The sequence below is a fragment of the Methylocystis sp. Uni0008 genome (genome assembly GCF_056838045.1).
Genome location: NZ_CM166370.1, coordinates 2,019,560 through 2,033,508, shown reverse-complemented (window position 1 = coordinate 2,033,508; position 13,949 = coordinate 2,019,560). Strand labels below are relative to the sequence as shown.

Annotated in this window: 9 protein-coding genes and 2 pseudogenes; 5 read left to right on the top strand and 6 right to left on the bottom strand. The window is 56.5% G+C overall.

Going from position 1 to position 13,949, the window contains the following annotated elements:
• Window positions 1–95: 95 nt before the first annotated feature.
• From AC0X69_RS10135 to AC0X69_RS10125, 3 genes and pseudogenes are all read right to left on the bottom strand, one after another.
• Window positions 96–1,439: a glucoamylase family protein gene (locus AC0X69_RS10135; RefSeq protein WP_482607344.1), complete on the bottom strand. Its 1,344-nt coding sequence runs from the start codon at window positions 1,437–1,439 to the stop codon at window positions 96–98.
• A 112-nt stretch (window positions 1,440–1,551) separates the two neighbouring features.
• Window positions 1,552–1,851, bottom strand: a pseudogene (locus tag AC0X69_RS10130) (OmpA family protein); the annotation flags it as partial.
• Window positions 1,852–2,325: 474 nt separating this feature from the next.
• Window positions 2,326–4,554, bottom strand: a pseudogene (locus tag AC0X69_RS10125) (copper-transporting P-type ATPase); the annotation flags it as partial.
• A 154-nt stretch (window positions 4,555–4,708) separates the two neighbouring features.
• Here AC0X69_RS10125 and AC0X69_RS10120 point away from each other — a divergent pair.
• Both AC0X69_RS10120 and AC0X69_RS10115 read left to right on the top strand, forming a co-directional pair.
• Window positions 4,709–5,626: an IS1595 family transposase gene (locus AC0X69_RS10120; protein ID WP_482607342.1), complete on the top strand. Its 918-nt coding sequence runs from the start codon at window positions 4,709–4,711 to the stop codon at window positions 5,624–5,626.
• Window positions 5,627–6,194: 568 nt separating this feature from the next.
• On the top strand, window positions 6,195–6,707 hold the full coding sequence (locus tag AC0X69_RS10115; RefSeq protein ID WP_482607341.1) for a hypothetical protein: 513 nt from the start codon (window positions 6,195–6,197) through the stop codon (window positions 6,705–6,707).
• A gap of 1,423 nt (window positions 6,708–8,130) precedes the next feature.
• On the opposite strand, the gene AC0X69_RS10110 is transcribed toward AC0X69_RS10115, so the two are convergent.
• Entirely contained in the window at window positions 8,131–9,258 is a 1,128-nt protein-coding gene (locus AC0X69_RS10110) for an IS630 family transposase (protein ID WP_482607339.1), read from the bottom strand.
• A 206-nt stretch (window positions 9,259–9,464) separates the two neighbouring features.
• Between AC0X69_RS10110 and AC0X69_RS10105 the strand changes: the two genes are divergently transcribed.
• Window positions 9,465–10,148 (top strand): L,D-transpeptidase, encoded by a 684-nt coding sequence (locus AC0X69_RS10105; RefSeq protein ID WP_482607338.1) that lies wholly within the window; start codon window positions 9,465–9,467, stop codon window positions 10,146–10,148.
• A 667-nt stretch (window positions 10,149–10,815) separates the two neighbouring features.
• Here AC0X69_RS10105 and AC0X69_RS10100 read toward each other — a convergent pair.
• Window positions 10,816–11,442: a transglutaminase-like cysteine peptidase gene (locus AC0X69_RS10100; protein WP_482607336.1), complete on the bottom strand. Its 627-nt coding sequence runs from the start codon at window positions 11,440–11,442 to the stop codon at window positions 10,816–10,818.
• A 286-nt stretch (window positions 11,443–11,728) separates the two neighbouring features.
• Here AC0X69_RS10100 and AC0X69_RS10095 point away from each other — a divergent pair, with 286 nt between their 5' ends.
• Both AC0X69_RS10095 and AC0X69_RS10090 read left to right on the top strand, forming a co-directional pair.
• The gene (locus tag AC0X69_RS10095; protein ID WP_482607334.1) at window positions 11,729–12,541 is read left to right on the top strand and encodes an SDR family oxidoreductase; all 813 of its coding nucleotides are present in this window, start codon (window positions 11,729–11,731) and stop codon (window positions 12,539–12,541) included.
• Window positions 12,542–12,641: 100 nt separating this feature from the next.
• Window positions 12,642–13,349 (top strand): cyclase family protein, encoded by a 708-nt coding sequence (locus AC0X69_RS10090; protein WP_482607333.1) that lies wholly within the window; start codon window positions 12,642–12,644, stop codon window positions 13,347–13,349.
• A gap of 103 nt (window positions 13,350–13,452) precedes the next feature.
• Here AC0X69_RS10090 and AC0X69_RS10085 read toward each other — a convergent pair whose 3' ends face one another.
• The gene (locus AC0X69_RS10085) at window positions 13,453–13,821 is read right to left on the bottom strand and encodes a retropepsin-like aspartic protease family protein (RefSeq protein WP_482607332.1); all 369 of its coding nucleotides are present in this window, start codon (window positions 13,819–13,821) and stop codon (window positions 13,453–13,455) included.
• Window positions 13,822–13,949: the final 128 nt, after the last annotated feature.

Below are 13,949 nucleotides of genomic sequence, written 5' to 3'. Positions count from 1 at the left end.
CTCTGAGTCTGTCCGATCTTGACGCCTCTTCACGTTCCGACATCACTTGGCGCGCGCGGCCTTCGGCCGTGCGGCCGGGCCTCTTCACGCGAGCTCTACTTCAAATGCGGACTACGAAATCCCAGCCGGCGCAGGCCCCTGTGCACGTCGGAATCCTTCATGAAAAGGTTCCACAACAGGCCTGTGCGATAATTTTCGATCATCGCGACGATCGGCCCTTGATTGATCGCAGCATAGATTCCGGAGAACCAATTTGCGCCTTCACTGAATGCATCGGCAAAGCCGTACCGACCCCAGAGTCGTTCGCCGAGTCCATCGTAAAAATAGCGCGTCGCGCGCATTGCAGGTTCAGGCGTATAGGGAAAGCTTGATAAAGCCGCAGTGGGCGCAATCACACCATTGTCCTCATCGGGAGCATGACGTTTGCAACAACGCCCGGCGACGTTTGTATCGCAGCAACCAACAATGCGGACGTCTATACCTGGCGCATGCACATTGTAGCCCTCAGGATCGTCACTCGCCGTGAGGCCCCAGCTCGATGGCCCATAACCCTGATGATTTTCGGGATTTTCGATCGTATGTTCATAATTGATCCGGACATGATGCAGGTTCTGCCGCCAATAATCAGCATAGCCGTCTACGAGCCCACGCGGGTCGAGGCCGCAAAACGAATAATGACTGAAGAACAGCGGTCCGCCATAAGGAGGGCCAAGCGGCAGTTTGATGCCATAGTAGCTGCGACCATTTAGAAAGCTGCGGCTCTGCGCCCATCCGTCGTGATAAACTGAAGCATCTATCGCGTAGCTCGGTGAGGCGGCGGCGAGGACATAAGTTATCAGGCATTCATTCCAGCCACGTATTTCATGAGCAAGGCTGAAGCCGTTATTGGGACTCCAATGCCAGGTCAGCACCCGACATCCCTCTCGGCTGTGCCAGTTCCATTCCACGTCGAGCCACAGGCGGGTGATGCGCGCCCGCAAGCCCTTCTCCGCAGCCGACTCACAATCAAAATATTGCCGAGCGCACAGCAGACCCTGAAAAAGCAGGGAGGTCTCGACGATATCGCCGCCATCATCCTTTCGGCTGAAGGGCACTACCTCGCCGCTACGACCATTCATGAAATGCGGAAAATGGCCATGATAGCAAGTTACTCGTTCGAGGAAGTTGACCATGAGTGCGAGCCGAGCAACAGCCTCCTCTCGTTCGATCCAGCCGTGCTCCGCCGCGACGATGATGGCCATGATCCCGAAGCCCGAACCGCCAGTGGCTATTATATCGTCATCACGATTCGAGGAAACGCCGATGTTGTCGCGCGCCAGCCCGCTGACGGGATGACCTCCGTCCCAAAAATAACGAAAGGTTTGTCGCTGCACGAGTTCAAGGAGCTCCACATCTGAAAGCAGCTCCCGAGGTCGCAGGGCGTCTTGACGCTTAGCCATAGTTGGCATGCTCAAAGGTTCCGTTCAGCGCATCAGAAGATGTGGTTCGCGTCCGAGAACAAAAAAAATGTGAATGCTGAACATCGAACGACGGATTGCTCATTGATCGCTACTATCTGACAAAGCTCAGGGAGACGCGGCGATTCTTCCTTCGTCCGTCTTCGGTGTCGTTGCTCGCGATAGGATGCTCCTCTCCATACCCCTTCGCCTCGACGCGTGAATTGTCTGTCCCCATGCGAATCAGTTCCCGGCGTACGAATTCGGCGCGCGCCTGTGAAATTTTCTGGTTAGCTTTTGCGTTGCCAACGTCGTCGGTAAAGCCGCCAATAATGGCGTGCGCCTGAGGATAGGCGGCGAGAATCTTGGCGATGTTGCGCAGCTGCTCTTGAGAACCCGGTCGGGGCGACTTCCGACCCGAGTTGAAAACAACATGGTCGAGGTCGAACCAGGTGACTTTCTTTGATTGAGCGGTTCGATTCTCGAGAAAATCAAGCAATCTTGCCTCGACGTCGCTTTCAGAAAGCGTCAACTCGACCCCATTGGGAAGAACTTTCGCGACGCGTTCGCCAACAGCGGCATTCTTATTCGCCGCCTCGGCCTCATGCTCTTTCGTCGGCTCGTGAGGCGTCGAGATCTGCGCCTCTGTTTCGCGAGACGATGACGGAGCCTCTGTTGGCTGAGGCTTTGCCGCCTGAGGCGCTGGAGCAGTTTCGAGGGTGTCGGTTCCCTTAGGCTCAACCAACTGTGGACCGTGAAGCTGAGGCGCATAGGCGAAGAGCAGGGCGCCGAAGACGATGAGCGCGGCGATCGACGCGACCCATGCGGCGACCCAGCGAGACCGCCTGGGTGCAGGCAAACGCGACGAGGTAAGTTGCTCGTCAGGATTAACGTTGCGCAAGCGAAGTGAGTTGAGGATGACACTGAGCGATGAAAGCGTCATGGCGGCGGCGGCGATGATTGGGGACAGCAACACGCCAAAAAATGGGTAAAGCGCGCCAGCCGCGACCGGCACGCCCGCAGCATTATAGATGAAAGCGAAAAAGAGATTCTGTCGGATATTTCGCATCGTCGCCGTCGACAGACGCCGCCCTCGAACGATACCTCGAAGATCGCCCTTCAGCAGGGTTACGCCGGCGCTTTCGATCGCCACGTCAGTTCCGGTCCCCATCGCGACGCCTATGTCTGCCGCCGCCAGCGCTGGAGCGTCATTAACGCCGTCGCCCGCCATGGCCACGATGCGTCCCTGCTCGCGCAGGCGCGTCACAACCTTGCTCTTGTCCTCTGGCAGAATCTCGGCCTCGACTTCCTCTATGCCAAGGCGTTTTGCGATGGCGCGGGCAGTCGTCCAATTGTCGCCAGTGAGCATGACGACCGAAACGCCGTCATCTCTCAATGCGTGCAACGCGGTTGGGGTTGTCGCTTTGACGGGATCTGCGATTGCAAGGACTCCCGCCGCCTTGCCATCGATCGCGACGAAGATTGCGGTGGCCCCGTCTTCGCGGAATCTTTCTGCTTCCTCAACGAGATCAGTCGCATCGATCCCATTTTCATCGAGAAATCGTCGAGTGCCGATGACAAGCGACCGTCCTTCGACCTTTCCGATCACCCCCTTGCCGACCGGCGCGTCAAAGCCGTCCGTATCCGCAAGTTTCAGATTTTTTTGGATGGCCGATTGAACGATGGCCATCGCCAGCGGATGTTCGCTGCCGCGCTCGACACTCGCCGCCAATCTCAAGAGATCGTTCTCTGTAATCCCCGCAACTGGATGGATGGCGATTACCCGCGGATGGCCTTCGGTGAGCGTACCGGTCTTGTCGACGACGAGCGTGTCAACCTTTTCGAGACGCTCCAACGCTTCGGCGTCCTTGATGAGAACGCCAGACTGCGCGCCGCGTCCGACGCCGACCATGATCGACATGGGCGTCGCCAAGCCAAGCGCGCAGGGACAGGCGATGATGAGGACGGAAACGGCCGCGACAAGGCCGTAGCTCATCCGCGGCTCAGGGCCAAGAGCAGCCCATGCTATGAAAGCGACCGCCGCCACGGCGATGACCAGCGGCACGAACCAACCCGAGACCTGGTCGGCAAGCCGTTGAATCGGTGCGCGACTTCTCTGCGCGGCGGCGACCATCTCGATAATGCGCGAGAGCATCGTGTCGCGACCGACTTTGTCCGCGCGCATGACAAAGGCGCCAGTCTGATTCATCGTTCCGCCTACGAGTCGATCGCCGACGGTCTTCGTAACGGGCATCGATTCGCCGGTGACCATGGACTCGTCGACGGAGCTGCGTCCTTCGAGCAGCTCGCCATCGACGGGGATCTTTTCGCCCGGTCGCACCCGCAGGCGATCGCCCACGACGACCGTTTCGAGCGGCACGTCCTCGTCGGAGCCGTCCGGCGCTATTCGCCGCGCGAATTTCGGCGCGAGGTCGAGCAACGCACGAATAGCTCCTCCCGTTTGCTCACGGGCGCGCAGCTCTAATACCTGTCCGAGCAGAACCAGAACGGTGATGACCGCAGCCGCCTCGAAATAGATCGCGACAGAACCGTCCGCAGCCCGAAACGCGGCCGGAAAGACAGACGGGGCAATCGTTGCGATGGCGCTGTAAAGCCAAGCGACGCCCGTGCCCATCGCGATGAGCGTGAACATGTTCAATTTGCGGGTAATCAGCGACCGCGCCGCGCGGACGAAAAATGGCCAACCCGCCCAAAGAACCACCGGCGTCGCCAGAGCAAATTGAATCCAGTTGGAAAGCTGTGGCTCAATAAAACGATGCAGTCCAAAAAAATGTCCGCCCATTTCAAGTACGAGAATCGGCGCGGTAAGAGCGAGACCGATCCAGAAGCGACGCGTCATGTCCACAAGTTCGTGGCTCTGCCCAGTTTCGGCCGACGCCACAATGGGTTCGAGGGTCATTCCACAGATGGGACAAGCGCCGGGGGCAAGCTGACGAATTTGGGGATGCATGGGGCAGGTGTAAATCGTCCCCGAAGCTGCAATCTGCTGAGCTGGAGGATAAGTATGAGCTTGGTCACGGTCTTGTCTCGCCGCCTCACGCGAGCCATGGTCGTGATGATGAGGGTGATCCATAGAATTATATCTATTCAGGCCCATGAACTGCTCAAGGCGGCAACCATTGAGAAGCCGCGCTTGCCCCCGTATCTCGAATTAGAGACGTCGTTCTATTTGCCCAAAAAATGGGAGCTATATACGAGTTTGACCTAACCAAAAAAGTAGGCTAGTATCTCCAAATCGACGGAGACGAGCCGTGCTTACGAATTTCGATAGCCTCTACAGCCTCTTTGATGCCTTCCCCGATGAGCAGTCTTGCGTCGATCATTTGCGGTCGATCCGATGGCGCGATGGGGAATTTTGCCCCTACTGCGGCGGCCATAAAATCTACCATTTCAGCGACCGCAAGACGCATAAGTGCGGCGAGTGCGGTCAGCGCTTTTCGATCAAAGTGGGCACGATCTTCGAAGACACCAAGCTGCCGCTGCGCAAGTGGTTTGCGGCCATTTGGATGATCACCAACCATCCGAAGGGCATTGCGTCTGTCACGCTCGCCAAGGATTTGAAGATCACGCAAAAGAGCGCGTGGTTTATGCTGCATCGCCTGCGCCATGCGGCGCGCACGCCTTCATTCAACGCGCCTCTGAAGGGCGACGTTGAGGCCGACACTACGTTTGTCGGCGGCAAGGAAAAGAACAAGCACGCCAAGGACCGCAAGGGCGGCAAGCAGGGCGGCGCCGGCAAGGCGGTTGTGCTCGGCATTGTCGAGCGCGACGGCGAGCTACGCGCCGAGCACGTCGCCGATCACAAGGCCAAGACGCTTCAGGGGAAGGTCCGCCAGAATGTCGCCAAGGGGTCGGCTGTGCTGACTGACGAAGACATGGCTTTTGTCGGGCTCGACAAGGATTACAACCATCTCGCCGTCAATCACTCGGCTGGCGAATATGTGCGCCTCGGCGGCTTCGTCCATACGAACAACATCGAAGGCGTCTGGGCGCTCCTGAAGCGCCAGATCGTCGGCGTTCATCATTGGGTGTCGCCCAAGCACCTTCAGCGCTATGTGGACGAAATGACGTGGCGCTATAACCGCCGCGATATGAAGCCGTCGCCGCGCATGAATGACATTTTCACCTGCGTCGAAGGCCGCCTGCGCTATCGCGAGTTGATCGCATGACGAACAAGGGCAAGAAGCTGGAGCCGCCCCTCAAGCTCAATATGAGCTTTGGGGAAACTCTGGCTCGCGCGCTCCAGACCGCCCCCCAAGAAGTCGAAGAGAGCATCGAGCGGGCGAAAACGAAAAAACCGCTGGAGCCTAAGCCCCAGCGGCGAGTTACTAGTCCACGGTCCAAGGTCCGGGATTAGCCGTAGCACCTCCAGTACTCGCGGACGCTGTGAAGGTTTCCATTTTTGGAAACTCTCACGTGGGCGCGGACCTTATGGCACTTTTTCAGTCTTCTCATTCGATCTCTCCAGATGGAGAAATCCTTGAGTCGAGAGGGAAGAGCCGCTATAATACTCAACGCAACTATGAGGGCGGACTCTGCCCTCCTCCCGTGCGAGGATCGGTAATCTGACACGGGGGCTGCGACAGGCCCGGAGACGAGGATCAGTCGTCTGCCGGGCCTTTACGCGTCTACAGCCGGCCCAACTCAAAATTTATATTCATCACCGCATTCACGCAAGATGAATCTTGCTGGACAGCGCTTTTTGTATGATACTGCCCCTGAAAGAAGGGGCAGCCAATGGGGGATACAGCATTAAAGAATGCGCTTCAGCGCCTCAATGAGATTTCTATGATTATCGCATCGCTCGATGCTCGCATCTCAGCACTCCAGAGCGAAAAAGAACATATCGAGAAATTCATTGATGAGTGGCATAAGTTCGCTAGTCTCGGAGACGATACCGGAATGGGCAAGGTGCCGGGTATCGCGGAAATTGGCGAATTGCCGGAGATGAGTTTGGCTGTCGAAGCCAGAAAAAAGCGGACTGTTGGAAATCCGAAAAAGGAGGAGGTAGCAGAGGCTTCGCGTGAGATTATCAAAGAGCGAGGCCACCCCGTATCACGGTCCGACTTATTTTCCGCTCTTAGGGAGCGCGGCATAGAATTGCGGGGATCGGACCCAGAAATGGTTTTGAGCACAATGCTTTGGAGGATGAAAGACAAGGTAGTACGCCTCAAAAATGGCGGCTACTGGCTAACTGAATGTCCTTGGTTCGAATCCGGCTATGAGCCAGATTATGAGACTGTCAACTAGCCTACTGAAGGTGCGGGATTGCTGCCCCACAAATTTCTTTCACGTGAGCAATGGGAAGCAAAGCTTCGCCGGAACGGGTGCAATCCGCTTGACGGCAAACCCAAACTGGCAACCGCAGAATGGTGGCTTGCCCCCGGCAATGTTCCGTTCCTAGTCCCCGTCGAAGATGACGGGAGCAGCGAGTTTTGGGCGATTGATAGGCTGGTCAAAATGTTTTGTTGGGATGCAGACGAAACCAGACACTAGTTGCAATCAGCTAGTGCAAGATACGACTTCTCTGTGCGACTGAGGTGTTGCGCGGTTGACGCAGGGTCTATCACCCCCGCGTGCTGCAATTCTTCTCGCAAATCACCTATTAGAACCGCCCGCACCGGCTTGCCGTGGATATGAGACAGAATGCCCTCTAGAGCGGGCTGAACGTCACCTAGAAGCAATTCGGCGTCAGAATGGGAGAGCACAAATCCAGGAACATCGTCGCTGTACGCGCGAAGGCCACCGTCTTCACGGCGCTCAAACACCACAGTGATCTCACGGGCTCCACTACCCACTTGTTCCCCCAACTATCAACACAGCACGCTTGACATTTCGCGAATCTGGTACAGTCCAGATTCGGCATTATATGGGCGTGACGTGTCATAAGCAACAGCCGGGCCACTGTCAGCCTAAAATATGCGCATGGTCTCATATTAAACGATTCTGGCAGGGTGCGAGGCGTACGCGTAAATGAACGCGATCCTCGTCCGGCAAAGAGTGCCTTGCGCAAGCGCAGAGGGGGCGCCTTCCCCTGCCATTGGCCAGAATATGCCACGGTCACGCCGCTGGGTCAAACTCGTATATAGGCCCCCAAAAAATCGCGACCGTTTGGGTCAGCGCAAACATCCCCGCACCCAGGCTGGCCTTGGCCTAGGCAACACCCTTCTCCAAGGCGACGCCAAAGAGATCAAAACTGACAGCCTATTCGATTGCGGGTCAAGGAAAGGCCGAGAAAGCCGCGCAACCCTTGCTGAAGCCTTGCTGAAAAAATTTTATTTGGACAAACAATAGTAAAAACAAATTGTTAAATACATTTACGCCGCGACTGAAAATCGCAGTGTCGGTGGTTCGATTCCGCCCCTGGGCACCACCATAACTGACTAAAAGCAAAACATTTTCAGATCTACATGTTTTGTGGCGGGCGGGCTGCCCTGCGGGCCGGGGGCGCACTGGGGGCACAAAACCGCTCGGTTCTCCCCGGACTGTACCGGACTGAGCATCATCAAATAGTCAGGCTTTGTTCAACGTTCATTCTTAGCGAAGAACCGACTCGACGATAACTAGTGGTGAAAATCAATAGCGTCTTGCATCCGCGCTTCGGCGAACTGAGCTGCCTCTCCAACTCTCGATAAATTCCGAGTGCTCACCTAGTGTCCTGATTCAGAAGTTTCTATCCAGCTTTGGCTTGGAGGTCGAGGGTGCGACGGCAGAAGCGTTCGATGGAGGCCAGAATGTCGTCGGCTGACTTGGTCCAGCGCAGCGGCTTCGGATCAGCGTTCTGTTGGGCGAGGAAAGCCTTGATGGCGGCGATGAGGTCTTTGACGGACTTGTGCGCGCCTCGCTTGATCTGCTTTTCGGCCAGCAGCGCGAAGAAGCGTTCGACCTGATTGATCCACGACGACGATGTCGGCGTGAAATGCATGTGCCAGTGGGGCCGCTTGGCGAACCAGTTGCGGATCACTTGCGTCTTATGGCTCGAAGCGTTGTCCATCACGACGTGAATGTCGAGGCCGGCGGGAACGTTGCTCTCCACTTCGTCGAGAAACTTGCGGAACTCCTGCGCGCGATGGCGCGGCATGCATGTGCCGATCACACTGCCAGCCTTCACGGTCGTCTCAGCCGTGACAGCAGCGATGAAGCCGGCAAAGAGCGTCGTAGTGCCGTGGCGGTCGTAGTCGTGCGTGCGCCGCTCGACTTGTCCAGGGCGCATCGGCAGCAGCGGCTGCGTTCGATCAAGCGCTTGTATTTGGCTCTTTTCATCCACGCATATCACCAGCGCCTTGTCGGGCGGATCGAGATAGAGGCCAACGATGTCGCGCACTTTCTCGACGAACTGCGGGTCGGTCGAGAGCTTGAAAGTCTCGGTGCGATGCGGCTGTAGGGAGAATGCACGCCAAATGCGATGAACCGACGAAGTCGACACGCCCGATGCTTTCGCCATGCCGCGCGTGCTCCAGTGCGTCGCGTTCTTGGGCTGCGTTTCGAGTGTCCTGGTCACGATCTCCTCAACGCGGTCGTCGCCGATCTTGCGTGGCGCGCCACAGCGCGGCTCATCGTCGAGACCATCGAGACGGTGCTTGGCGAAACGCTCGCGCCATGTGCGCACGGTCTGCCGCGTTACACCGACCGCAGCCGCGATCTCGCAGTTGTTGAGCCCGTCAGCGGCCCGCAACACGATCTCCGCGCGTTGCGCATGCCCACGCGCCACCTTGCGTCGCCGGACGAGCCTTTTGAGGTATTCCCGTTCGTTCTCGCTGAGCTTGATCTTGCTCGCTTTGGTCGCTCCGTCCTTCGCCATGCCGCCCTCCCGAATCCCGCCTGGGCCGAAGGAATCACAATCGCGAAAACGTGGCTAGTAATTTCTGGGACAGGACACTAGCATGCAGCCTCCGTTCTAGCCGGAAGAGGAACCATCTGTGCTGGTTCGGCGTTCATCTGATGTTCCGGCTAACGTGCTACGAAGCGGCGGGGCATATGCTCGTTTCCGCAGCCTTGGAGGGGCATATGTTCATATCCTTAAAACAATTGCTGAGAATTGGGCTTTTGTTCACCGCCATTGACGTGGCATTGGTCCTCTTTCCGGTGACGGCTCATGCGGGTTCCGGCTTCCTGAGAGCGATGGTCGCGGGTGCGACCGGAGCCAACAGGGTCGCCGTCCTCGTCAACATCGACAAAACAAGACAACAAATGACAGTTTATGTGGATGGGGTAGAAAGATATGAATGGCCGGTATCAACTGGCCGAGCAGGATATTCAACTCCATCGGGAACCTATACTGCCACCTCGATGAACGAAATTTGGTATAGCAAACAGTGGGACAACGCCCCCATGCCCCATTCCATTTTCTTTATAAAGGACGGTCATGCCATCCACGGCAGCTTCGAAGTAAAGAATCTTGGCAAACCCGTCTCGCATGGCTGCGTGCGTATCTCGCCTAAGGATGCCGCCATTCTTTATGCGCTGGTGAAGGAGAATGGCCTGGAGAATACGCGGGTAGTGGTGACCGGCGTTACCCCGGGCGGCGAGTATAAAGTCGCTGAGGATGAGACAAGTCCGCGCGGCGCGTATAAGGTTGATAGGGGTCAGACACGTCCGCGCGGGGTCAAGCGCTCAGTTGGCGTTCCTTATTACGATGGATCCCAGGGTGACTATGGATCGCCATGGCCATGGACCTATTCACCTTGGTGAAGGCCAACGGCTTATAGGAGACGGCCTCGGAGGAGCGCGTTGGCGAACAAGCGACAATGCCGCTCACCGGGATCGGCGACTAACACTGGGCGCAGCGCCCAATAAAGCGTTCCGGGTTGATACGGTCCCAATACTCCCAGCGCAGAGGCGCATGGTGGCCTCGCGGTTTTTGCGTCTAAAGGTGTAGTTGCCAGCGCCGTCGAGCACGCCTGTCGTGCTCAGCGCCGTAACTAGAAAATTACCGTAAGAGGTAATCCGCCCAATCTGTCTCAAAGGCCCTGACGCCGGACATGAGTTGCCGGGAACGTCCTTTGGCGCAAAGCGGACGGGGCTGAGGGTGAACCCGCCAGATGACCTCGTGCCGGACAATTTTGGTCACGCGGGTTTTTGGCCCAAACGAGCTCGCCCGCACGTCGTCAGTGGCGGCAACGGCGGGTTTCTATGTCGCACTACTGCCATTGCTGCGTAGGATGTGTGTCGGACTCTATGGGCGTCGCTATGCCGGTGAGCTCAGCGCACAACGCGAAGAATTCTCCTTTTCGAGGTCATTCAAGCGCGCGCAGATACAGTCCTGCAAGTAGTAGCGCTTAAAGCTCGCCATACCGAAGGCTTTTTGTCCACACGCCTTTGGCCGACTCGCGGACGAACCAAAGGCTATCAAGATCGGTCATGGAATTTGGCGCGTGGTGATCTGGTCTTCATCCGAGGCGTTTCGAAGCTTTAACCAGACATTTGGGTTTCTTTCTGATTGTCGCTTGATGAAACGATAGCTGGTTCCGGCCCAAGGCAGCATTTCGTCAGTCAGGTTATCGAGAACGAAGTCGCCATGGTCGGTCCTAACCATCAACACTGCGTGAGCATCCCCCAACGGATTGCGCACGATGGTCAGCAACAGCGCTTGAAGAGGAAATCCCTCTTCAAGGAGCATTTTCCGCTTCAACAGCGCGTAGTCCTCGCAGTCCCCATTTCCGTTGTCGGGATAACTCCAATGTTCTTCCCGACTCCATTGTTTGAGATCCGACGTTGGAATGATCCAAGTGTTCACCCAGCGGTTTATTCGATTGATGACGCTCATGCTTTTTGATGTCAGGCGCAACGGCTCCGTCGACCCGCTCTTCTGGATGCACTCGCTTGGGTCATGGTGACAGAAGTCTTGCCACCCAATCGGGCTCGACGTCTCCGTGCGCGCCTCGGCAGGGGATGATTCCGGAGGCGTCATCGCCGCCAAATATGCGGTAGCTCCGAAAATTGCTAGGGCAGAGCCGGCGACGGCATTGCGGAGGACCTTGAACATCGCTGGAAGCAGCCTGAAAAGTGGATTACGGCTTCAAGGTACTCGCTGATGCTAAATAATCGCTTGTTCTCTGGCTCGATTTGTTGGCAGCGGCCGCGTCAGAATGTCGTTTTTGAAGGCGGGTTATCTCATGGCACATTTCCGCGGCCTATCGACTCCGCTCGGTGGCGCGCCGCAACAATTATAAAATGCTTGTAAACTCTTCCTGCCTCGACTCCACAACGTGATCCGTCAGGAAATCCGTTCGACACCTTCCGCACTTTTTCGACCAAACGATGAGTTGAACATGACCGAAGCCTCCCCTCTATACCGCGTCGTTCTGGTCACTGGCGCCTCAAAGGGAATCGGCCGGCTCTGCGCGGAAAGGCTTGTGGGCGAAAATTGGCGCGTCTTCGGAGGGGCGCGGACCAAGACATCTCTCGACAACGTCGAAATGATTCAAATGGACGTCAATGACGACGCATCCGTTAAACAAGGGATCGAACACGTTCTGGAAAAAGCCGGGAGAATAGACGCCATCATCAACAACGCCGGATTTTCGATGCGCGGTTCTGTCGAGGATGTTTCCTTGGATGAAGCGAAAACCATTTTCGAAACAAACTTTTTCGGGGCCCTGAGAGTGTGCCAAGCCGCAACACCCGCTCTGCGGGAAAGCCGTGGCTGCATTATTAACATGAGCTCCCTCGCGGGCCTGATTGGGTTGCCCTTTACCGCCCACTATTGTGCAAGCAAAGCCGCACTGGAGGCATTGAGTGAAAGCCTGCGTTTAGAACTGCGGCCTTCCGGCATCCGTGTCGTGCTTGTCGAGCCGGGAGACTTCAGAACCAACATTCAAAATGCGCGCCGGATCTCGGAAGCGACGAAAAAGGGCGTCTATGCGGGAGCGTTTGACGTCTTTCTGCAAAAAAGGCGCGCATTCGAAATTAAGGCCTCGACGGCAGAACCGGTCGCGATTCTGGTCCAGAAAATATTGGACGATCCAGATCCGAAATTACGCTATGTCGTCGCGATGCCGAGCCAGCGCATCCTGCCAATTCTCAAACGCTTCATGCCGCAAAACGCCTTTGAATGGGCTATGATAAAAATCCTCTCCCGATAAAATTATGGTTTAGCCGGAGAAACGCCGTGAATCGCGTGAGACCAACTCGCATTGTCGATCTCTCGAAGGAAATCGCTTACAATCATAAAGACCCCTTTTCATGCGTGTTAAGATTAAACATCACCGCCATTGGAAGGCGCGATGGCTCGTACGCGCTCTAGGGTTGCCGTTCAGGCTTTTCCCGAAGGAGTTCGCGGGGTGGGCCGACGACACGATTACACATATGGGCGTTCATTCCACAACGCATGTCGATGCGCCATGGCATTTCGGTCCGAAACTATTGGATGGTGGCAAGCCGGCTGCGATCCATGAAATGCCATTGGAGCTCTGCTTTGGGCCAGGGGTCAAATTCGACATGCGCCACAAGGCGAACGGGGAGGAGATCACCGTCGACGACATGGAGTCGAGCCTGAAGTCGAGCGGCGCGATGCTCGAGAAGGGTGCAATCGCACTGATTCAGACAGGCCGTGACCGCTTTCAGGGTTCCAGAGAATATTGGAAGACAGGCATGGGGATGAGCGCGCTCGCGACCGAATGGCTGATTGATCGGGGCGTTTCCGTTATGGGGATCGATCAGTGGGGATGGGATTTGCCGTTTCACCACCAGATCAGGAAATCGAAAGCGACGAACGACGCCACAGTCTTCTGGCAGGGACATCTCGTTGGTCGGCGAAAGCCGTATTGGCAGTTGGAGCAGCTGCGGGGGCTTGATCAGCTCCCGAGCCATGGCTTCGATATCGCGGTGTTTCCGCTCCGAATCAGAAACGCTTCGGCAGCGCCAGCTCGCGTCGTTGGATATCTCTATTAGGAACGGCCCGCTTGGGCGTCATAATCAGTCCGTTGCCGCCTTCGAAGACGTTCCGGCTATTTATGATTCTCGGCGGTGTCGTGCCGAGCGGAAAACATATTGCTCATTCAAGCTTCAATATGTGCCTTGTGTTATCTACGGACCAAGATTTAAAGTGGCTCAGAAAGCTCTGCCCCAACAGAATCTCCGCTTCACCGGACGCAATTGCGGCAGTGACATTTTCTACCGTTTTGCCGCCCACTTTCAGGGCGCGGATTCTGAACCGAGCAGAAGGAACCTTAGACCCATCAGCGAGGGCATAGGTCTGTTGTCCCAAGAAATCGTCGCTGGTGATTGTCCCGGTTCGTATTAACGTAGAGACAACGTCCGCAGGAACGCTCACTTCACTGGCGCCGCTATCAACGATAGCTTTAAGGGTAATCATGTCGTTGAAACGGACAGGGACGACAAAGACGCCTCCCTCTTTTATCATCGCGATTGACTCTAAGCCACCTTGCGGCCGGTATTGGTCCCTTGCGATTGAATTTCCTGAAGGGGAAGGCCTGTTGAGTAAGGAGGGTCCATGGCGAAAAATCGAAGGGTGCCTTCTCCCTCTCGGTC

Bases quoted from the DNA above. Each gene is read 5' to 3' on its own strand.
- AC0X69_RS10135 (WP_482607344.1), bottom strand. From the start codon at position 1,439: ATGGCTAAGCGTCAAGACGCCCTGCGACCTCGGGAGCTGCTTTCAGAT.
- AC0X69_RS10115 (WP_482607341.1), top strand. From the start codon at position 6,195: ATGGGGGATACAGCATTAAAGAATGCGCTTCAGCGCCTCAATGAGATT.
- AC0X69_RS10110 (WP_482607339.1), bottom strand. From the start codon at position 9,258: ATGGCGAAGGACGGAGCGACCAAAGCGAGCAAGATCAAGCTCAGCGAG.
- AC0X69_RS10105 (WP_482607338.1), top strand. From the start codon at position 9,465: ATGTTCATATCCTTAAAACAATTGCTGAGAATTGGGCTTTTGTTCACC.
- AC0X69_RS10100 (WP_482607336.1), bottom strand. From the start codon at position 11,442: ATGTTCAAGGTCCTCCGCAATGCCGTCGCCGGCTCTGCCCTAGCAATT.
- AC0X69_RS10095 (WP_482607334.1), top strand. From the start codon at position 11,729: ATGACCGAAGCCTCCCCTCTATACCGCGTCGTTCTGGTCACTGGCGCC.
- AC0X69_RS10090 (WP_482607333.1), top strand. From the start codon at position 12,642: ATGCGTGTTAAGATTAAACATCACCGCCATTGGAAGGCGCGATGGCTC.
- AC0X69_RS10085 (WP_482607332.1), bottom strand. From the start codon at position 13,821: ATGATAAAAGAGGGAGGCGTCTTTGTCGTCCCTGTCCGTTTCAACGAC.